17 protein-coding genes and 3 tRNA genes are annotated in these 21,120 nt (G+C 29.0%); 8 read left to right on the plus strand and 12 right to left on the minus strand.

What is annotated here, in order from left to right; translation table 11 throughout:
- Window positions 1-25 precede the first annotated feature (25 nt).
- On the plus strand, window positions 26-508 hold the full coding sequence (gene rnmV / locus R5397_RS01210; RefSeq protein ID WP_421623045.1) for a ribonuclease M5: 483 nt from the start codon (window positions 26-28) through the stop codon (window positions 506-508).
- Between the two features lie 3 nt (window positions 509-511).
- On the opposite strand, the gene R5397_RS01215 is transcribed toward rnmV, so the two are convergent.
- The 3 genes from R5397_RS01215 to R5397_RS01225 all read right to left on the minus strand — a co-directional run bounded on the left by R5397_RS01215 (window position 512) and on the right by R5397_RS01225 (window position 3,627).
- Window positions 512-583: transfer RNA gene (locus R5397_RS01215), tRNA-Asn, on the minus strand.
- A 76-nt stretch (window positions 584-659) separates the two neighbouring features.
- A complete protein-coding gene (locus R5397_RS01220; RefSeq protein WP_421622616.1) occupies window positions 660-2,708 on the minus strand; it encodes a LysM peptidoglycan-binding domain-containing protein in 2,049 nt (682 codons plus the stop codon).
- On the minus strand, window positions 2,665-3,627 hold the full coding sequence (locus tag R5397_RS01225; protein ID WP_421622617.1) for a hypothetical protein: 963 nt from the start codon (window positions 3,625-3,627) through the stop codon (window positions 2,665-2,667). Before R5397_RS01225 ends, R5397_RS01220 begins: the two co-directional genes overlap by 44 nt.
- A gap of 98 nt (window positions 3,628-3,725) precedes the next feature.
- Between R5397_RS01225 and mfd the strand changes: the two genes are divergently transcribed.
- Both mfd and R5397_RS01235 read left to right on the plus strand, forming a co-directional pair.
- Entirely contained in the window at window positions 3,726-7,094 is a 3,369-nt protein-coding gene (gene mfd / locus R5397_RS01230; RefSeq protein WP_421622618.1) for a transcription-repair coupling factor, read from the plus strand.
- Between the two features lie 8 nt (window positions 7,095-7,102).
- The gene (locus R5397_RS01235) at window positions 7,103-8,317 is read left to right on the plus strand and encodes an acetate kinase (protein ID WP_421622619.1); all 1,215 of its coding nucleotides are present in this window, start codon (window positions 7,103-7,105) and stop codon (window positions 8,315-8,317) included.
- A 146-nt stretch (window positions 8,318-8,463) separates the two neighbouring features.
- Here the strand turns inward: R5397_RS01235 and R5397_RS01240 are convergent, their stop codons facing one another.
- A complete protein-coding gene (locus tag R5397_RS01240; protein ID WP_247065753.1) occupies window positions 8,464-9,009 on the minus strand; it encodes a DJ-1 family glyoxalase III in 546 nt (181 codons plus the stop codon).
- Between the two features lie 16 nt (window positions 9,010-9,025).
- Window positions 9,026-9,099: transfer RNA gene (locus R5397_RS01245), tRNA-Met, on the minus strand.
- 444 nt (window positions 9,100-9,543) lie between these two features.
- Here R5397_RS01245 and R5397_RS01250 point away from each other — a divergent pair.
- Window positions 9,544-11,091, plus strand: a complete 1,548-nt coding sequence (locus tag R5397_RS01250; protein WP_421623046.1) for a glycoside hydrolase family 3 N-terminal domain-containing protein — start codon at window positions 9,544-9,546, stop codon at window positions 11,089-11,091.
- Here the strand turns inward: R5397_RS01250 and R5397_RS01255 are convergent.
- Window positions 11,078-12,037, minus strand: a complete 960-nt coding sequence (locus R5397_RS01255) for a DHH family phosphoesterase (protein ID WP_421622620.1) — start codon at window positions 12,035-12,037, stop codon at window positions 11,078-11,080. The two genes, R5397_RS01250 and R5397_RS01255, sit on opposite strands and share 14 nt — an antisense overlap.
- A 130-nt stretch (window positions 12,038-12,167) precedes the next feature.
- On the opposite strand from R5397_RS01255, the gene cdd reads away from it, so the two are divergent.
- Entirely contained in the window at window positions 12,168-12,623 is a 456-nt protein-coding gene (cdd, locus tag R5397_RS01260) for a cytidine deaminase (protein ID WP_421622621.1), read from the plus strand.
- A gap of 34 nt (window positions 12,624-12,657) precedes the next feature.
- Here cdd and R5397_RS01265 read toward each other — a convergent pair whose 3' ends face one another.
- Entirely contained in the window at window positions 12,658-13,026 is a 369-nt protein-coding gene (locus R5397_RS01265; RefSeq protein WP_421622622.1) for a hypothetical protein, read from the minus strand.
- Between the two features lie 115 nt (window positions 13,027-13,141).
- On the opposite strand from R5397_RS01265, the gene R5397_RS01270 reads away from it, so the two are divergent.
- The 3 genes from R5397_RS01270 (at window position 13,142) to rpsD (ending at window position 15,216) form a co-directional block, all read left to right on the plus strand.
- Window positions 13,142-14,440, plus strand: a complete 1,299-nt coding sequence (locus tag R5397_RS01270) for a cation diffusion facilitator family transporter (RefSeq protein WP_421622623.1) — start codon at window positions 13,142-13,144, stop codon at window positions 14,438-14,440.
- A 55-nt stretch (window positions 14,441-14,495) separates the two neighbouring features.
- Window positions 14,496-14,569: transfer RNA gene (locus R5397_RS01275), tRNA-Met, on the plus strand.
- A gap of 20 nt (window positions 14,570-14,589) precedes the next feature.
- Window positions 14,590-15,216 (plus strand): 30S ribosomal protein S4, encoded by a 627-nt coding sequence (rpsD, locus tag R5397_RS01280; protein ID WP_247065747.1) that lies wholly within the window; start codon window positions 14,590-14,592, stop codon window positions 15,214-15,216.
- Between the two features lie 39 nt (window positions 15,217-15,255).
- On the opposite strand, the gene R5397_RS01285 is transcribed toward rpsD, so the two are convergent.
- From R5397_RS01285 to tig, 5 genes are read right to left on the minus strand one after another with little or no spacing between them, the layout of a single operon-like run.
- A complete protein-coding gene (locus tag R5397_RS01285) occupies window positions 15,256-15,405 on the minus strand; it encodes a hypothetical protein (protein ID WP_421622624.1) in 150 nt (49 codons plus the stop codon).
- Between the two features lie 57 nt (window positions 15,406-15,462).
- Window positions 15,463-17,868, minus strand: a complete 2,406-nt coding sequence (gene lon / locus R5397_RS01290; protein ID WP_421623047.1) for an endopeptidase La — start codon at window positions 17,866-17,868, stop codon at window positions 15,463-15,465.
- Window positions 17,843-19,132, minus strand: coding sequence for an ATP-dependent protease ATP-binding subunit ClpX (gene clpX / locus R5397_RS01295; protein WP_421622625.1), 1,290 nt, complete (start codon window positions 19,130-19,132; stop codon window positions 17,843-17,845). The genes lon and clpX overlap by 26 nt, the downstream gene beginning before the upstream one ends.
- Window positions 19,133-19,155: 23 nt before the next feature.
- Complete coding sequence (clpP, locus tag R5397_RS01300; protein WP_247066306.1) at window positions 19,156-19,740, minus strand: ATP-dependent Clp endopeptidase proteolytic subunit ClpP; 585 nt, start codon at window positions 19,738-19,740, stop codon at window positions 19,156-19,158.
- Between the two features lie 14 nt (window positions 19,741-19,754).
- The gene (gene tig, locus R5397_RS01305; RefSeq protein WP_421622626.1) at window positions 19,755-21,098 is read right to left on the minus strand and encodes a trigger factor; all 1,344 of its coding nucleotides are present in this window, start codon (window positions 21,096-21,098) and stop codon (window positions 19,755-19,757) included.
- Between the last annotated feature and the right edge of the window lie 22 nt (window positions 21,099-21,120).

Genomic DNA, 21,120 nt, shown 5'->3' on the forward strand with positions numbered 1-21,120 from the left:
TGAAGGCAAAGATGACACTAAGAGAATAAAAGAATTATTTAAGTGCACTATAGTTGAAACTGGTGGATTATATCTTAAACAATCAACCATTAATGTTTTAAAAAAAGCAATAGAAACAAATGGAATTATTATTTTCACTGATAGCGACAAAGCAGGGGAGCTAATTAGAAAACAAATACTTAAAAAAGTGGGCTATTTAGACCAAGGCAACATTAAACATGCTCACCTTAAAAATAAAAATCAAGAGGTAGAAATGTCTTCTAAACTTGAAATAACAACAATTTTAAAAAAAATAGGTACTTTTTATAACGAAAAACAAAAAGAGGGTCTAAGTTTAAATGATTTAATAGAACTTGGCATCACAGGGGCTCAATCCAAGAAAAAAAGAGAACAAATACAAAAACACTTCGGCTTGGGAAATGGTAACAACAAAAAACTACTTGAGAGACTCAATTATTTTAAAATAAAACGAGAAGACATAGAAAAAATAATCTTAACAAAAGAATAAAAACTCCCCCAGAAGGAATTGAACCTCCGACCAAGTGGTTAACAGCCACCTGCTCTACCGCTGAGCTATAGGGGACTCAATGTCTAAACATTATGCTAAATTGAAACTATTTTGTCAAGTCATACAATCCATAAAAAATAATCTACTTATCTTATAAGATTTTCAAAATAGCATCAGCAAGGATTTTAGAATCCCGGTCCCTAAGCTTAGAAGATCTAATAGCCCAAGCTTCCTCATCAAATGCTAAATTCCTAACCTCAACCAACAATTTAGTCTTAACAACGTTATTTTTTAGCACATAAAGGTTTTGGCCCTTAATATAAGGGGTTCTCTTAAAACCTTTTGTCATCTTTTCAATCATACTCTTAGAATGAGCATCAAAACCCTTTCCATCCTCAGACTGGTAATAAAATCCCATACACCGAGGCGCACCAACACTATTATCAGAATGCAAACTAATATAAAGAACATCTTGTTTCTTAACATTTTTATACTTATTTATAAATTTCTTCACAACTGCTAATCTTTTCCTCAAACCTTCTTGAGTACCGTTTATCCAAGAGTCAACCGTATCAGTTTTATTTAAATCATAATCATTATAAACTTCATTCTTAACATTAACAAATGTATTATTAGCAGACACACTATCTCTGATTAAATGATCAGGGGATAAAATAGTAAGCTCAACATTAGCTCCATATTCTTTAAGATATACATAAAGCCTTAAAGCAATATCATAAACATATTCATCCTCAACAACAAAAATTTCATTCTTAAGTCCGTCTCTTGCTTTAACAATAGCACCAGGATCAAGGCCTCCATGCCCAGGATCAATAATGATTAACTTATTTTTTAGGCTATTATTTTTAACTGACCGAGATTGCACAAGACTTTCAAAACTCTTAAAAAGTTGACTTGCTTTCTTATAGGCATTCAGAGGCGAATACCAATCTTCTGAATAAAACTTACTTGGTTGACTCCCTTTTTTAGGTTTATACCAATAATAAAAAACTCCATTAGCCTCAAATATAGGTATTTTAGGCTCCAATACAACTAAAGCACTAATATCAAAAACATCTCTATTGTCTAAAACATTGGAAAAATTTAAATTTAATTTTTTACTCTTAGCAGAAACAATATTTGCAATAGCTTTAACTGTAATTTTAGAAGTTTTATCCACAAATTCTTTTAACTTTTTATTTGCAACAACTGGTCCTTTGCTTTTATCATAAATCTTAAGTTCTTGATTATGAAAAATACTATTCCCATTTAAATTATTCCAACTTTTAAGATCTTCAAGCAAAACCCCATATTTACGAGCAATACTATATAATGTCTCACCAACAGATACTTTGTGGGATATAAACGTTTCTCTACTTCGATTTTTGCTATTTAATTGCAAAGATTTAGAACTTGGCAAATCTTCTTCAATAACTTTTGAAACATCTAAAATTGAATCCGCCTTTAAATTTATCGCCTTATCTCCATTAAGACGGACAAGATGCTTTGCAGTCACACCATAAATATATGCAATTTTCCCAAGAGTCTCTCCTCGCTTTACATAATGAAAATTGACATTCCCAGAAGTCCTTTTTAAATATAATTTTTGACCAATTATTAAGCTCTTATTCTCTAGAGAATTAAACCGTATAATATCCTCAATACTAATATCAAAATCTACAGAAAGCTTGGAGAGTGAATCACCCTTTTTAACTATATATGGCTTTAAAAAATTAGGCTCATCCAAATTCAACTTAGAACCAACTTTAATAAGTTTAGAACTTAAATTATTCCAAGCAAGCAATTCTTTTTCCTTAATTCTATATCGTTTAGATATATCTTCAATAGTATCGCCGACTTTAACAATATGAATTTTGGCATCAAACCTGCTTAACTTAGACTTCCTATTACTCTCTTTAGTAATAATTTTGTTAACCTTAGAAGAATTTGGAATAACTAATACACGCCCAACTCTAATATGCTCAGACTTCAGATTATTTGCACTTTTAAGTTCTCTTATTGGAATTTTATATTTAAGAGAAATCGAATATAAAGTATCACCTTTAACAACTTCATGTTTAAAATTAGCATATAAACTAAAGTAACTTACTATCCATAAAACAATACTAAGTCCTTTAATCTTAAAAATAAAAGGCCTAGTATTTCTCCTTAATCCCAGTATTTTGAACAGTATAATCATAAATGATCCAATAATAATCATACTTTTTTAAAAAAAAGGTATATCGTTTGGCTACATAAAAATGACCATCTTCAAAATACACATCAGATACAACTTTCCCTGCAGAATCCGTATAAGTTGTTTCAATAATAGAAAATTTACTTGGAACTTTTGAAATAGCAGAATTACTATCATTCCATAAATAATCTTTATATTCTTCTAGCATATTATTAGAACCTGATTTAAGTTCTTGCTTATAAAGATATGATTTATTTTGATCACTTAAAATAAGACTTTCAATATCAATATATAAAAAGAATTTTTCTCTCTCTCCAAGCCGCAACGCTGAAAATAAATATTCAACAACTTTATCAGGGGACAAATTTTCTCTTTTCAAAATACTTTGAATTTCACGATTGGAAGATAAATTAGAAAAGTCAAATTTTCCTGCAACATCATCCATTTTAGGTTTTAAAAACAAAGTAATAACATTAGACTCTACACGCTTTTGTGGATCTGAGATATCTGGGAAAAACATACCTTTGACAAAATAAACTCCATCTTTATCAAATTGTACAAATTGATTTAAGCTCATCACTACAGAAAATCTCTCATTAGGTCTTAAACTAAGAGTTCTTACAGGAATCGCAACATTTTTTGCCCTATCCTTAACATATTCAAGAGACCTTTTAACTTTTATGTTAGTAGTATCCGTAACATCAAAATCAAAACCGAAAGTATTAACATCTCCTATTTCAAGAATAAGTAAATCATCAGACGAGTTACTAAGCGAAACTTCAATAGAAACATTACTATTAACACGATAAATTGATTGATTGAAAAACTTTATCTTAAAATCAAGACCCTTATAATCTCTAGGAAAAAGCATAAAAGGAACAACTATAAGAGATATAACAAACAATAAATTCCTAAATTTCATAAACTCCTCAAAATCTAATTAATATTATACATAACGAAACAGAACATATCTATTAATATATAATATTATACTAAACTACAGAAACAAAAAGGTAAAAAATGAATATAGAAAAAGAATTAACTGCCAGATTAAATGACAATCAAAATCTAAAAAAAATACAACAACTTATTGAAAAAAATATACCCTTTACAATAGTAGGACATGAAGGATTTTTTAAAGCTTTCTTAATCAACAAAATAAAGGAATACAGCAGTAGCAATCAAATTATATTAATAGTTAAAAACGAAAGTATCTCCGATGAACTCAAAGATGATTTAATGCAAATTACAGATAACATATATGAACTTAACTATTTCAGTCCCCTTATATATAAAGACATCGGTTCAAAAAGTAAAATCTTTATAAAACGAGTAAAATTTTTAATCAATTTTTATGAAAATAATTCTGGGATCTACATTGTTTCACTAAAATCCCTACTTAGCAAAATTCCTACAAAAGAAAATTTATTTAAAAATATTTATAAAATTCAGACAGACACGATAATAAACATAGAAAATCTTGAAAGTAAACTTATAAAACTAGGATATGAAAAAACAATGAGGGTTACATTACCTGGAGAATTCACAATAAAGGATGAAATAATAGACATACACTCATTTAATAAGACAGAACCAATAAGAATTTCAGTGGAAATTGATAAAATAAAAGAAATCAAATATTTTAATCCCCTAACTCAATTAAAAAAAGGAAATTCAATTTCCAAATTTGATATAATTCCCAAAAAGGAAATCATTTGGAATAACGAAAACATAAATAAACTAAAACACCATTTAAAAGAAAATGAATATAAAAAATTATTTGAACAAATTGAAACAAAATATAATGCAAGAGCAGAAGAAATATTTTATCCACTAATAGGAGACACATACCTAAGCCAAGAAATAAATGAAGATACACCTATTATAAATTTAGAAATACCAAATTTACAAGAAGAGATTAAAAAGATCTATAAAGAGTATGAAAAACTTTATAGCCAAGCAATAAAGTCTGGAAAAAAAACAATTGCACCAAAAGAAATTTTCATAAATTTGAACGATTTAAAATTAAAAACTAATATTTTTATCGTGAAAACCCCTGCAAATATAACAACAAAAGAACTAATAGAATTTAACATAGAAAGTGAGCGTAAATTTTTCTCAAATATCACACTTGCAAAAGAAGAAATACAAAACTGGCTAAACAATGGATTTAAAGTAATCATTGCAGCAGAATCTAATTCACAAAAAGAAAAATTAAAATACATCTTCAAAGATCTGACGAAAATCAAAATTGAAGTTTTAAAAATATCAAGCTCACTTATAATAAACAAAGAAAAAATAGCCATTATCCTTGAATCAGATATTTTTAATAGAAGACAAAAAATAAATAAAGCTTTCGAATCATCAAAAACAAAAATTATTGATTCATTTACTGAAGTAGAAAAAAACAGTCATGTTGTTCACATAAACCATGGAATTGGAATATTTCGGCAGATAAAAAGAATTAAAACGAGTCTTCTTGAAAAAGATTACATTGAAATTGAATACGCAGATAACGAAAAATTATTTATTCCAATCGAACAAACACATTTCATTCAAAGGTATATTGGAAATGAAACTCAAAATATAAAATTAGATAAAATCAGCTCAAAAACCTGGGAAAAGAAAAAAGCTTATGCAAATAAAAGAATCGATGCAATTGCCGATAAACTTGTTGAACTTTACGTGAAAAGAGAAAGTACTAAAGGATTTCAATATCCTCAAGACAATGAATGGCAATTATTATTTGAATCAGAATTTCCATACGATGAAACTCCGGATCAATTAACAGCAATATCAGAAATCAAAAAAGACATGATGAGTTTAAAAGTAATGGATAGACTTTTATGCGGCGATGTTGGATTTGGTAAAACTGAAGTCGCAATGAGAGCTGCATTCAAAGCTGTCATGGGCAAAAAACAGGTAGCAATACTCTCTCCAACAACAATTCTTACAGAGCAACACTTTAATACATTTAAACAAAGATTTAAAAACTTTCCAATCAACATTGAAATGATGAGCAGATTTATAAAAAAATCAAAAGAAAGAGACATTATAAAGAAACTAGAAACAGGAAAAATTGACATAATAATTGGAACACATAAAATACTCTCTAAGAAAATAATATATAAAAATTTAGGACTCATCATAATCGATGAAGAACAAAGATTCGGGGTAAAAGAAAAAGAAAAACTAAAGGAAATAAAAATCTCTGTTGATTGCCTTTCTCTATCAGCAACTCCAATACCGAGATCCCTTCATATGTCATTAATCAAATTAAGAGACATTTCTATCTTAAAAACCCCACCCCAAAATAGAATCAAAATAGAAACTTACGTAGAAGAATTTAGCGAGCTATTGATTAAACACGCAATAGAAAATGAACTTTCTCGAGATGGACAAGTTTTTTTTGTACATCACAATATTCAAGAACTAGATTTAATAAAAGCAATGCTAGAAAAAATGGTTCCTTATGCAAGAATTGCAACCATCCATGCAAGACTTCAAGGTGACCAAATTGAAAATATTATGCATGATTTTATAAATAAATCATATCAGGTATTACTAGCAACAACAATCATTGAAAATGGAATAGATATTGAAAATGCAAATACAATAATAATTAACAATGCGAATAGATTCGGACTTGCACAATTATACCAGCTAAGGGGCAGAGTTGGAAGAAGTTCACAGCAAGCCTTCGCTTATTTCCTATATAAAGAAAATTCAAGTTTAAACGAAAGTGCCATTGAAAGATTAAGAGCAATATCTGAATTTTCAGAACTTGGAACAGGATTGCAAATTGCAATGAAAGATATGGAAATAAGAGGTGTTGGAAACTTACTTGGACGCGAACAACATGGAGATATCGAATCTATTGGACTAGATTACTACTTAACAATGTTAAACAAAGCAATTGAAAAACGAATGGGAAAAAATTCTAAGGAAGACGAAATCACTATTGAAATCAATTACAATGGATTCATCCCCGATAGCTATATAAATAATGAACAAGACAAAATATCAATTTATAAAAAAATCTCAAGGGTTCAAAACGAGGAAGAAAATAACAAAATAAGGGCTGACATTTATGACCAATTTGGACCAATCCCAAAAGAACTTAACAATTTACTTATATTATCAGAACTCAAATTACTTGCAAAAAAACTCAATATTACCAGACTTACAGAGAAAAATGGACTACTTGAAATCGAATATTTAAATACAAAGAGTATTCCTGCCGAAAAAATAATGCAAATCATAAAAGACAATCCTACTACACTGCAAATAAATCCAGAATACAAAAATTCCGTTTTCTTAAACCTAAAACACGTTAAAGAATCAGAAAAAATAAACTGCATATATAAAAATTTGAATCTATTATTATAATAAAAGATATGAAAATATTAACAATTAACACAGGAAGTTCTTCATTAAAATTTACACTTTATAAAAATAAAAATACACAAACACTAGTATCTGGAACAATCGAAAAAATAAAAACAAAAAAATCAATAATCAAAATTAAGACCAAAAATGACTTACTAGAAAAAACAGATAAACACATCAAATCACACAAAGAAGCATTAAAACAACTGATTAGAATATTAACAAACAAAAAATTAAAAATCATAGAAAATCCAGACGAAATTAAAGGCATAGGACACAGAATTGTACATGGAGGTCCAAATTTTAAAAATTCAACAATACTTAACACAAATACCTTAAGCGAACTAAAGAAGCTATCCAAGTTTGCACCTCTTCACAATCCAACTGCAATAAAAGTCATAGAAATAACACTTAAAATATTTCCAAATGCAAAACAAGTTTTATGTTTTGACACATCATGGCACAAAACCATAAAGGAAAATGCATTTTTATACGCCACACCATATTCTTGGTATAAAGACTATAATATCAGAAAATATGGATTTCACGGTTTATCATACTCATATATAACAACAAGAGTTGCAACAATACTTAACAAACCTAAAGAGGATCTAAACTTAATAATACTACACCTAGGCAATGGTTCAAGCATCAATGCAGTTAAAAAAGGATTATCTTACGATACAAGCATGGGTCTTACCCCTCTTGAAGGACTTGTAATGGGAACAAGAAGTGGAGATATAGATCCTGCAATTATCCCTTTAATGAGCAAACTTTTAAATAAAACTCCAAAAAAAATCGAAGAAATTCTTAACAAGAAAAGTGGTATGCTTGGCATATCTCTTAAGTCAAATGATCTAAGAGACATTTGGGAAGGAGTAAAAAATAATGAATATAACTCTAAACTTGCAGTCGAAATAATGGCTTATAGAATAAAAAAATACATTGGATCTTACCTTGCAGTACTTGATTTTAATATTGATGCAATAATTTTCACAGCCGGCATTGGTGTTACAGATTATGGAATAAGAGAGTTATCACTAAAAGGCTTTGAAAAAATTGGCATAGAAATTGATCCTCAAAAGAATAATTTAGCAAGAGACAAACATACAGAATCCGACATCTCAAGTGAAAAAAGTAAAACAAAAATACTTGTAATACCAACAAATGAAGAATTAACCATACTTGAAGATACCTACAATTTAATTACAAAACCTTTATAAGGTTTAGAACAAAGATATAAGATTCAATCTTCAGTATATTTAACAAATAAATCATAAAAAAAGTTTAAAAATTAATCACAAAATGACCTTATCTTTAAAAATAAACTTACTAAATTAATCAAAATACTTCAGTAATGCAAATCATATTAAAGTAAAACTTGCTTCTTGATATCTTCAAGAACCCTTTCTCCCTTAACAATCTTAAGCAAAGTAAAAGCGAATTCAAAAGCTGTACCAATACCCTTAGAAGTAATAAAATTATTACTAATAACAACATTCTCATCCACAAATTCACCATCAGTAATATCATTTTCAAATCCAGGATAACACGTAAATTTATTTGTACCTAAGAGTCCCTTTGCAGAAAGCACAATTGCTGGAGATGCACAAATGGCTGCAATTAACTTGCCTTGTAAGTTCATATTTTTTAAAATCTTATCTAAATCTTTAGATTCAAAAAGATTGATAGCACCAGGCATTCCTCCAGGAAGTATTATTAAATCAAAATGGTCCTCACTATAATCTGATATTTTCTCATCAGCATAAAAAGTAAACCCTCTAGAACCTGAAACAACCTTATCATCATTCAAACTGATAACTCTTAAATCAACACCACCTCGTTTTAAAATATCCATAGGAATTATAGCTTCAATTTCTTCAAAACCATTCGCAAGCACAATTGCCACTCTCATAATACAAACTCCTTAATGCTGATGGAGGGACTTGAACCCACGACAACTCGGATATGAGCCGAGTGCTCTAACCAACTGAGCTACATCAGCTTGTAGCCATTAAAGTGTATAAATTCAAAGATATTTTGTCAATATAAAATCATACTCCTAAAATACACACTCATTTCATTAAAAAGATTAAAATCAATATAATAAGAACTTAAACTTACAAGATAAGTACTTGGTTTCTTTTAAATGAAAAATAAAATTATTACTGACAATAAATTATATCTCTCAATATGAATGAAAATAAAAATTTTATAACTTAAATTACGTTCACTTATTGAAGTAGGTTTAAAAACAATAAAAGATCTGGAATGAGTAATTTTAAAACAATATGCTATACTTATGAATCGAAAAAAACAAAAGATTGGTATGGTTTAAATGAAAAAAATTGTTTGTATAGCTATCTTTTTTATCCATAATAATTGTTTCGCCTACAACTTTTGGACTACAGAAGATAAAGAAAAATTAATAGACAACATAGTAAGTCAAATGGATGATAAAGAATTATTGGGACAAATGTTCATGATAAGTTACCCGAAAGAACAAATAACAAAATTTGTACTAAAATTCATCAAAGAGAGAAATTTAGGGGGAATTAAAATCTTTGGATGGAATGCCAAAAACTTACAGATGCTAATAGAAAGTATAAATAAAGCACAATCGACGTCCCAAAACAATAGATTTAAAATACCTTTATTTATAGCAACTGATCAAGAAGGTGGATGGACACAACACATAAAACTCAAAACATCAAAAACAATAGGAAATCTTGGAATCACAGCTACTCTATCACCAAACGATTCTTACCTTACAGGATATCACATAGCAAGTGAGCTAAGACAACTTGGAATCAATCTAAATTTTGCACCCATAACAGACATTTACAGCAATGAGGAAAATTTTACAATAGGACCAAGGACATATTCAAATAATCCGCAAATAGTCTCTCTTTTTGCTTTAGCCTTTTACAAAGGACAAAAACAAGCAGGAATAATTTCAACAGCAAAACACTTCCCCGGACATGGAAATACTGTTGTTGATTCTCACATAAAAATGCCAATAATAAACTCAAATTTAAGAGAAATGCAATCAAATGAATTATTGCCATATAAAATATTAATACAAGAAGATATTCCAATGATTATGAGCGGACATCTAGCATATCCAATGCTTACAAATGGCAAAGAAATACCTGCATCATCTTCAATGAAAATCATAAAGGAACTACTTAGAAAAAAGTTGAAATATGATAATTTAATAATAACAGATGATTTATTAATGAATGCAGTAAGATATAACAATGAAAGCATTTATGACACAATTGAAAGAATTATCAGAACTGAAACTGATATTTTATTAATATCACTAAACGAAAACATACAAAACAACGCTTACAATAAACTATTAAGTCTCATGCAAAAAAATAGTGAAATAAGAGAAAATATCATTAAATCTAACAAGAGAATACTTAGAATAAAGCTAGAATACCTAAAAGAAAGAAAAAATGAAACTGAAATTTATTCAAATCATAAAAAGGTTCAAGCAGTACCTACCAAGGAAGCTAAAAATTTTTTCGAACAAAGTACATTAAGAGGAATAACTAAAATAAAGTTATCAAAACAAGTATCAAAGCACAAAAAAACACTTTTAATATCACCTTATAACACAATGATTAAAGAAGGGAAAAAAATATTCCAAAACAGTTCCGGATATTACTATGACTATTATCCCTTAAACAACATAAGCCCCACAAAACTGAAAGAGATAAAAAAGCTAATTGAAAAACACGAACAAGTTATATTTAATCTCTCAACACCCGCTAGTCAACAATACATAGAAAACTTAAAAGAATATAAAGACAAAATAAGTATAATTATATCGCTTACACCCCAACTTATTAAAAACATAGACTGGATACAAAATATAGTAATAGTATACGGAACAACAACACTGTCTTTTAAATCTGGATTCCTCACTTTAACAGAGGATTTTAATCCAAAAGGAAAAAACCCCTTAATAAACTTTAAACCTTCATAGCATCTTTGATGTATGCGATTATTTGACTCTCTAAAAGATTTAAAGAACTATTTTTAATCTTAAATCCACTAGCATGCTTATGTCCCCCTCCCCCAAAATACTTTGCAAGCTCACCCACATCAAAATATTCTCTAGAACGAAGCCCCACCAAAATAGAACCATCTTCTGTCTCTTTTAAAATAATTAATATTTCATTATCCTCAACATTAGAAAGAAGCGCATAAAAAAGTTCATTAACACCACTAACATTATTATCCTTCTTAGAATTGAAAGGCAAAATAGTAAGCAATACTTTTCCATCGAAATAAGCTTTAAGATTATTTAACATCACACTAAGAATATCTATTGAGGTTAAACTCTTAACAGATTCAATATAATTATAAACATCCTTAAGACTTAAACCTTTAGAGACAAGTCTAGCCACCATTTCAAAAGGTTCAGGATCACTTCTTGAAATAAATCTAAAAAATCCTGTATCTGTACAAAATCCAACCAAAATATACCATGCTTCCTCTTTAGTAACCTCATACCCAAATTTTCTAATTAATTTCTCAACCAAAAAAGTAGTTGAAGGAGAAAAAGGATCAATATATCCAGGAACATCCAACTTATCACCCGATGCATGATGATCAATAACAAGAATAGGCATATCTTTTACATAAAAACCAAACTCATCTCCAATTCGATCAAATATGGAGCAATCTAAAATAATAACAGCATAATCTGAAGAATTAACATCTGGCCATTTAGATAAAAACTTATCTTTAAAAGGAATTATTTCCTTTCTCAAAAAAGGACCTTCATTTAACATGATGACCCTTTTACCTATTCTAGACAAAAAAGAAGCTAAAGCTAAAGACGAGCCAATACAATCAAAATCAGGATCCTTATGCCCAATAATAATAAAATTATTATATTTTTTAATAAATTCAATAACATCTATCATAAAAAAATATTAACAAACCTTCCACATATATCAAAAAATTACATCTTATAATTAAATATTTTACAATATTTTTATAGAAAATTATAATCATTGTGCTATAATTGACAATGTCATAAACTAAGGGTATTAAATGAAAGATAATGAACAAAATGCAATTGTAAAAGCATTTCAATTGGCGGAAGCTGCAAGAAATAATGCATATTCACCATATTCAAAATTTAAAGTAGGAGCCTGTATTAAAACTAAAGACAATTTATTTTTTCAAGGTTCAAATGTTGAAAATGCAAGTTTTGGAGCAACTCGTTGTGCAGAACAAGCCGCAATAATGAACATGATATCATCTGTTGGTATACAAAAAATAGATTTTATATTAATCACAACAACTCCAGCAAGTGTCCCATGTGCAATATGTCGTCAAGTAATGTCAGAATTTTTCGAAGAAAATACTAAAATATTAATGACAGATCCTAACCAATTTAACGCCACTAAAACAATCTCACAAACTTATACACTTAAAGATTTAATTAAAATCCCATTCAACAAAAAAGAGTTATCAAGAATACTTGAGGCAAATCAAGAAACATAAATCAAAAATTTGTGTAAAGAAAAAAAGTTAAGTATTAATCTAAGATACCAAGAGAAACAATAGCCCTAGCAAGCTCACTCAATGTGTCATCCTTAAGAGTGAACGCTGAAGAATCAAACACTTCTAATATGAGCTTTTTCTCATCAATGCTAAATTCATAATCCAAAACCTCTAATGACAAAAAGTTAATAATTGGAATAAATTTATCAATAAAAGCGTATATTCCCTCATTAAAGTCAAAATTCTCACAATAATAATCGAATACACTCTTTAAAGCTTTTTCATCAAAAATTTTAAAAAAATCATAAAAAATATGTTCAACATTGTTCACATTATTTATCAAAACTTCATCTTTAGAAATGGTTCTTTTACATTTTTTAACAAAAAATTGAGATTGTAACATAAAAATCCCTCCCACCTCATTTAGGATATTAACAAAATTAATTGAACATTAAAAAAAATAATGTTATCTTTACACATAATAGGATTATGCAATAAAAAAAAGGAAAAGTGCAAACATGATCAAGATAATCAACAATAAAAACATCAATAAATGCACTAACTTAAAACTTGCAAGCTTAAAAAAAGATGAAATTTACATAGCTTACACAGAAAATAATGTCGAAATGGTTTCATACCTAAAAGCCAAAATACAAAATAAAGAGATTAAAATTAATAATTTCTATATTGATCAAAATTTTAAAGCAGAGGGAATAGAAAGAGTACTCATTAATAACCTAATTTATTATGGTAAAAAAAATAAATTACAAAAAATCTTATGCAAAATTAATGACATAAAAGAAGAACTTAAAAACCTAGGATTTGAAAATAACAATAATATATACGAAAAAGACTTAACTTATGAAATAAAAAAAAATACACTTATAATAAGAATAGGACTTATCTCAGTATTAGCAGAAGTAGCATCAATAACATCTAAACTTACTGTTGGAATTCTTTTTAACTCGTTTGCACTCATCGCAGATGCACTTCACGTTACATCCGATTTTATCCTATCCACAATTACTTATTTTAGTTTAAAAATTACAAATCGACCTGAAACAATTTATTATCCTTATGGATATAAAAAAATGGAAAACCTGATAGCATTTATAATAGGATTAATCATCATAATCTCAGGATTTACAATATTTCTAAGCACAACAGGACTGAACAAATTAATGAACTTCAGAAGTGAATCTGGATTACATATTCATAATCATGGATATGATCACCAGGAATATGATCATTATCACGAAGATAAAAAAAATATATTAGAAATATTTTCAAATAATTCTTTAAAAAAAAGCATTTGGATACCACTAATACCCTTTATATTTTTCTTAGTCAAGATAATCGAACATTTGGTAAAATTTCAAATCGGCAAAAGGTATAACAACTATTTGCTTTTAGCATTATCATCATCTGATAAGAATTGCATATTCTCTCATGGAGGAACCACATTAAGTTTATTACTTGCAAATTATGTATGGACAGGATTTGATAAAATAATATCTATATGTATTAGTTTTATAATGATCAAAGAAGGACTACACGTAATCATAAATAATGCTAATAAGCTCCTTTCAAAACAAAACATAGACTTAAAAAGGAAAATAAAAAACACATTAAAAAATATTAATGTAAATTTCAAAGAACTCAACTTCTTTCATCAAGGAAATGACTTAAGTCTCCATGTCAAACTAGATTTAAGCTATGAAAATGACTTAAAAAGTTTGATACAAAAAACAGAAAAAATAAAATATACTATAAAAAAATATCATAAAGAAATATGTGAAATATACATATTAATATAACCAAATAAAATTAATTGACACCTTAAATACAATTGTGTTAAAATATGTTGCAAGACGCAGGGTGGAGCAGTTTGGTAGCTCGTCGGGCTCATAACCCGAAGGTCGTAGGTTCGAGTCCTGCCCCTGCTATTTAAAGATGCGAGGAATAAATGAATAGAAAAAACATAGCTAAAGGAAAATTGGTAAGGCGATTTGGCGTGAATATCTTCGAACAGCCTAAATACGATAAATTGCTTAAAAAGAAACCTAATGCACCCGGAATGCACGGACGATCTAGGAGAGCTAAAATCACAGAATATGGAAAGCAACTAATAGAAAAACAAAAGGTAAAATTCACTTATGGTGTAAGTGAAAGACAACTTACTAATATTTTCAAAGAAGCAAGAAAACAGCATGGAGTTACAGGCGATAATCTCTTAGCATTACTTGAGAGAAGAATTGACAATGTTGTATACAGAGCTGGGTTTGCTATTTCAAGAGCTCACGCAAGGCAAATAGTTTCACATGGAATTATTATGCTTAATGGAAGAAGAGTTACAATTCCATCCATTACTCTAAGAGCAAACGATATGATACAAGTAAAAGAAAAAGATAGTCTAAAAAAATTAGTTAGATCCAACATAGAAAAAACATCAACTCTTAGAAAATTACCAACTTGGATAGAAGTAAATGCCGATGATTTAAACGTAAAAATAACTCGACCGCCATCAAGAGATGAAATACCTACCCTTGCAAATGAACAAATGATTGTTGAATACTATTCCAAGAGAGCATAAATCAATAAGAGTGGCATGGTTATTAGCCATGCCACTTAACTACTTACTTTTTTTTTTCTTCTTAGCAAAATCTTTCCCAAAATTGCCATTTGTAAAAGATGAAAAATTATTGTTAATTCTATTTTTAACAGAACCTTGAGAATTAAATGATGCCCTGCTACCTGAGGGTTTTCTAACTCCATCCTTCATATCTCCTCCTTAATAAATTCTAACATATAAAACTCTAAATTATTTAAATAAAATAATTTAAATAATATTTAAATAGTTAAACACCTCTCCCAAATTAGACACATACTTAACATCAATACTATCCCTAATATCTTCTGGAAGTTTAACATAATCTTTCTCATTATCCTTTGGAATAATAATTTTATTTATACCATTCCTATAAGCTGCAAGAACCTTCTCCTTAATACCTCCCACAGGAAGAATTGAACCTTTAAGAGTAACCTCTCCAGTCATAGCAAGATCTAGAGGTACTCTCTTATCAGATAGCACAGAAGCTATGGCTGTTGCGATAGTAATTCCAGCAGAAGGCCCATCTTTTGGTGTAGCTCCTTCTGGAAAATGAAGATGAATTTCAGGAATTTCATTTATATCAAAATTAAGCTCAGAAGAATAAGTTTTTACAACAGAATAAGCCAATTGTGCACTTTCTTTCATAACACTTCCAAGACTACCTGTTAAAATAATATCGCCTTTATTATCAAACTTAATAGCTTCAACAGGAAGTACAGTGCCTCCATAACTTGTCCAAGCAAGACCATAAACGAATCCAGAAGAGTCAATCCTAATTAAATTAAACTTATACTCACAATTCACATAAAAATGAAAATTATTCATATTAATTATTTTGTAAATACCAGGGACATCAGGATCATGGGTAAAGAGTAAATTATTGCCATGCATTAAGGAACTTGGAAAATAAAAATTTCCTTTAATTATATCCTCCCTTGAGTAGACATAAAGTAATTCTCTTACAACCATCCTAAACAAATTAGTCAAAACTCTCTTTAAATTCCTAACTCCAGACTCCATAGTACAGTTCCTGATTATATGTAAAATAACATCATCTTCTATTCTTATATATACATTATTTAAACAACTATCTTTAATTATATTTGGTATTAAAAAATTTTTTGCAATTTCTAATTTTTCACCACAAGAATATCCTTCTATCTTAATGATCTCCATTCTGTCAAGAAGAGGCCTAGAAACCTCATGAAGAGAATTGGCTGTTGCTACAAATAACACATTAGAGAGATCATAAGGAATTTCTAAATAATGATCAACAAATCTAGAGTTTTGTTCAGAATCTAAAACTTCTAAAAGTGCTGCTTCCGGATTCCCCTTATAAGTACTGTTAATCTTATCTATTTCGTCAAGAAGAATTACGGGATTAGATTTTCCAGCCACTTTGATTGCATTAATAAAAACTCCCGGAAGAGCTCCAACATAAGACCTTCGATGACCTCTAATTTCTGTTTCATCTCTTAACCCACCAAGGGAAATTTTTGTAAATTCCCTAGAAAGAGACTTAGCAATAGATAAAGCAACAGAAGTTTTTCCAGTACCAGGTGGACCCACAAGACACAAGATAGGCGCTTGAACTTTAGAATTAATATGATAGACGGCTAAAAAATTCATTATTTTTTCTTTAGTTTCATACATACCATAATGAGAATTTCTTAAAATAAGTTCAATCTCTCTTAAAGAATTTTTCATCACAGTATTTTCATTCCAAGGAAGATCAAGTAACAATTCAACGTAGTTCCTAACAATATTAGCATCTGGAGAATTCATATTCATACGGGTCAATCTAGATATTTCTTTTTCAATTCTAGATTTAATATTTTCAGGAATATTTTTAAAGTTTAACCTTTCAAGATAATCAGTCTCATCTCTCCCTAATCTTTTCTGAATTTCCTTAATTTGCTCATTTAAAAAATATTCTTTTTGACCCTTATCAAGTCTGGTCTTAACCTTAGTCTTAATATCTTTCTTAAGAATTAAAAGCTCAGTCTCAATATTTAGATTTATGATCAATTTCTCCATTCTAAGCTTAACATCTAATTCTTGTAAAAGTTCTACTTTAACTTTATATTCCAAATTCACATTAGAGGCTATAACATCAACAAGCTTAGCTGGACTATCAAAAAAATCGTTACTCTCATCATTGTCTAATTTTTTAACGGGTAAATAAGATCTATAAATATTATACGCTTCTCTTAAAAATTTAGAATAAGTAAAAAGCTCATTATTAAATTCACATTTATCAGATATAAAATCAACCTTTGCTCTAAAGTAATTATTCTTTTTTAAAATACTTTTGATAATAACTCTATCCTGAAAGGTTACTAAAATTTTTATCAAAATTTCAGTAACCTTTACAACTTGAATAATCTTTGCATAAATACCAATAGAATATAAATTTTCTAAACTAATTTTGCTACTATTACACGAGTTAAGATCATTAGCACAAAAAAATAAGATCAATCTACCCTCTAACATAGACTGATATATTGCATTAATCGAAATACTATCATCACAATTAACCCATAAAGTTACATTTGGAAAAAAAACATTCTGCCTTAAAACAATAACTGGAAGATCGTCTTTTTTAGAACTAATTAGATTGAGAATTGATTTCATAAAGTTCTTTTGCCCAAGGTTTATTAGCATGCCTTCCTGTCAAAATCAAGGGCTCAATATTGCTATTTAAAACAGACTCTTTAGTAACAATAACTTTTTTAATTTGCTTCGTTGAAGGTATTTCAAACATTACATCTTTAAGCAATTCTTCTAAAATAGAACGCAAACCTCTAGCACCTGTATTTTTAAGCATGGCTTCTTCTGCAATTGCATCAAGCGCATCTCTTTCAAATAATAGATCAACATTATCCATCTTAAACATATGACAATATTGTTTTACGATAGAATTTTCAGGTTCAACTAATATTTTGATCAGGTCTTCCTTTTCTAACTTTTCAAGATAAGAATGTACAGGAAGCCTACCTACAAACTCCGGGATGAGTCCAAATTTAACCAAATCTTCCATTTCCAAGTATTTTAAAGAATTAACCTCTCCAGAATCTTTTCTACCAGCAGATGAAAATCCAATAGAACTTTTATTAATTCTTTTTTTAATAATATTTTCAAGTCCTACAAAAGCCCCACCACATATAAATAGTATGTTCTGGGTATTGATTTCAATAGTACACTCATAAGGATGTTTTCTCCCACCTTTTGGCGGTACATTTGCAATAGTGCCTTCAATTATTTTTAATAAAGACTGTTGAACACCTTCTCCAGATACATCCCTTGTAATTGAAACATTTTCACCTTTTTTTGCAATCTTATCTATTTCATCTATGTAAATGATACCCCTTTCTGCGAAACTTATATCTCCATCAGCAGCATGAATTAACTTAAGTAAAATATTCTCAACATCTTCTCCCACATATCCAGCCTCAGTAATCGTTGTAGCATCCGCCATTGCAAATGGAACATTCATCTCAACTGCTAACTTTTTTGCAAGCAAAGTTTTACCACTCCCAGTAGGACCTACAAGCAATATATTAGATTTTTCAAGTTCAATCCCATTATTACTCTTATTACCTTTAAATATCCTCTTATAGTGATTATAAACAGCAATGGACAATACTTTTTTTGCATCTTCTTGTCCAATAATATATTTATCTAAATGACTTTTAAGTTGTTTAGGAGTTGGAAGACTCCTTGAAGATTTAGGCCTTACAGGCTTTTCTGTTTCTTCTTTAAAAAGATTATGACATATTTTAGAACATTCAAAACAAATAGCAACAGATTTTGCTGAAATAATTCGCCCTTCAGCCTCAGCCTCAGTACGTCCACAAAAAGAACATCCTTCAATTTTTTGACTTTTTCTTCTTGCCATATCAAATCTCACCCACAATAAAACTAATTTTTTACCAAGATACCATCAATAATTCCATAATCAAGAGCATCTTTTGGTGTCATAAAATAATCCCGTTCAATATCAAGAGATAATTTCTCCTTAGATACTCCTATCTTATCAGACATAATATCTATTATTAATCTCTTAAGCCTTATAATTTCATTCGCTTGTATACTAATATCACTGGCTTGACCACCTATTCCACCCCAAGGTTGATGAATCATTATTCTTGAATACGATAATGACTCTCGTTTGCCTATCGCACCTCCTGCAAGTAAAAATGCAGCCATTGAAGCTGCTTGACCAATGCAGATTGTTCTTACATCTGGTTTGATATACTGCATAGTATCATAGATTGCAAGTCCTGCGGTAATACTACCTCCAGGAGAATTTATATAAACATATATATCCTTTTTAGAATCTTCAGACTCTAAAAAAAGAAGCTGAGCAATGACTGTGTCTGCCCTTATATCATTAATCTCACCACTCAAAAAAATTATTCTATCCCTTAACAATCTTGAATATATATCAAAAACACGCTCATAATTTCCAGTATGCTCCACAACAGTAGGAACTAAATTATGCATATATTCTCTTATCATTATTCACCTGTTTTATAATTAATAAAATCTCTAAAGGCAACTTTTTTAGAATTAATTTCCTTCACATTTTTTAAAATTTTATCTTTAACCTTTTGCCTTTTAATTTCATCTTTTAAAATTCCAAGCAATTTCTTATCTCGATAAAATTTCTTAATCTCTGCAAGTTTCATCTTCGCATTTTCAGCCTGTTTAACAAGCTCATCCTCTAAATCAGAATCTGTAACCTCTGTCAAATCATTATCTACTATTTTTTGGAAAACTAACTTAGACTTTAATTTCTTAAGTACATTCTCCTTAAAAACATCATTAATACCTTCTAAACCTGTAGAAGAGCTTAATTGCTCAAAATTAATCTTATTTTGATGTGAAAATTCGTTTAAAACATTTTTCAATTCAGCCTCAAACATAGAAGATGGAATCTCTATGTTTAACTTCTCTGCAATATCAGATAACAATTTTGAAAGTTTAAGAGACTCACTTCTTTCTTTAACAACCCTTAACATATTCTCTCTTATATGTTCTTTAAGATCTTCCAATGTATTAAAACTATCCTTAATATCCTTTGCAAAATCATCATCAAGCTCAGGAATATCACGCCTCTTTATATCTTTAAGAGTGATCTTTAATCTCTTAAAAGAATTAGCAAGTTCACTAAATTTATAATCCATACCATAATTTTTCTCTACTATTTTCTCTTCATCCTTTTTCATACCAATAATATCATTATCAAATCCATAATAATTATTAGACTCGCCAACAGTAAAAACAAAATCTTGTCTTTTAGTTGTTAAAATCTCACTTAAGGAATCATCAAGCTCCACGAAATCTACTCTAACAATACTGCCTTCCTTAACATCACCACTATCCTCAACAACCATTGCATTTTCAAGTTGTAATAATTTAAGCTCTTCCTCCACATCAGAATCAGATACACAAACTTCTGGAATTTCTACCTCAACATTAGATATATCAGATAGCTCAAATTCAGGATAAGCCTCATAGACAACAGTAAATTCAAAATCTTTACTTAAATCTATCTCTAATGTCTCATCTAATATTTTAGGAACAGCATAACTTAATGGTTTATAAGTTGCACTTTTAAAAAATTCTTCTAAGGACTTATGAATAAGCTTCTCTATAGTGAGAGCTTTTATATTATCAGAATATTTGCCTTCAATAATACTAAAAGGAACTTTTCCTATACGAAAACCTTTAACCTTAAGACGAGAAGAATAATCTTGTAAAATTTCGTTGTATTTACTTTTAACAAACCTTTTTGAAATTCTAATAACAGCCTCAACCTTAGAACCAGGAATCAATTTTACATCATTATTTAATATCACACTATTCCTCTAATTAAAATAC

This window comes from Borrelia sp. MN22-0132 (assembly GCF_049201035.1).
GTDB classification, from domain to species: Bacteria; Spirochaetota; Spirochaetia; order Borreliales; family Borreliaceae; genus Borrelia; species Borrelia puertoricensis.

Excerpts from the sequence above, each read along its gene's own strand:
- R5397_RS01220 (WP_421622616.1), bottom strand. The coding sequence starts at position 2,708 with ATGATTATACTGTTCAAAATACTGGGATTAAGGAGAAATACTAGGCCT.
- R5397_RS01225 (WP_421622617.1), bottom strand. The coding sequence starts at position 3,627 with ATGAAATTTAGGAATTTATTGTTTGTTATATCTCTTATAGTTGTTCCT.
- mfd (WP_421622618.1), top strand. The coding sequence starts at position 3,726 with ATGAATATAGAAAAAGAATTAACTGCCAGATTAAATGACAATCAAAAT.
- R5397_RS01235 (WP_421622619.1), top strand. The coding sequence starts at position 7,103 with ATGAAAATATTAACAATTAACACAGGAAGTTCTTCATTAAAATTTACA.
- R5397_RS01240 (WP_247065753.1), bottom strand. The coding sequence starts at position 9,009 with ATGAGAGTGGCAATTGTGCTTGCGAATGGTTTTGAAGAAATTGAAGCT.
- R5397_RS01250 (WP_421623046.1), top strand. The coding sequence starts at position 9,544 with ATGGATGATAAAGAATTATTGGGACAAATGTTCATGATAAGTTACCCG.
- R5397_RS01255 (WP_421622620.1), bottom strand. The coding sequence starts at position 12,037 with ATGATAGATGTTATTGAATTTATTAAAAAATATAATAATTTTATTATT.
- cdd (WP_421622621.1), top strand. The coding sequence starts at position 12,168 with ATGAAAGATAATGAACAAAATGCAATTGTAAAAGCATTTCAATTGGCG.
- R5397_RS01265 (WP_421622622.1), bottom strand. The coding sequence starts at position 13,026 with ATGTTACAATCTCAATTTTTTGTTAAAAAATGTAAAAGAACCATTTCT.
- R5397_RS01270 (WP_421622623.1), top strand. The coding sequence starts at position 13,142 with ATGATCAAGATAATCAACAATAAAAACATCAATAAATGCACTAACTTA.
- rpsD (WP_247065747.1), top strand. The coding sequence starts at position 14,590 with ATGAATAGAAAAAACATAGCTAAAGGAAAATTGGTAAGGCGATTTGGC.
- R5397_RS01285 (WP_421622624.1), bottom strand. The coding sequence starts at position 15,405 with ATGAAGGATGGAGTTAGAAAACCCTCAGGTAGCAGGGCATCATTTAAT.
- lon (WP_421623047.1), bottom strand. The coding sequence starts at position 17,868 with ATGAAATCAATTCTCAATCTAATTAGTTCTAAAAAAGACGATCTTCCA.
- clpX (WP_421622625.1), bottom strand. The coding sequence starts at position 19,132 with ATGGCAAGAAGAAAAAGTCAAAAAATTGAAGGATGTTCTTTTTGTGGA.
- clpP (WP_247066306.1), bottom strand. The coding sequence starts at position 19,740 with ATGCATAATTTAGTTCCTACTGTTGTGGAGCATACTGGAAATTATGAG.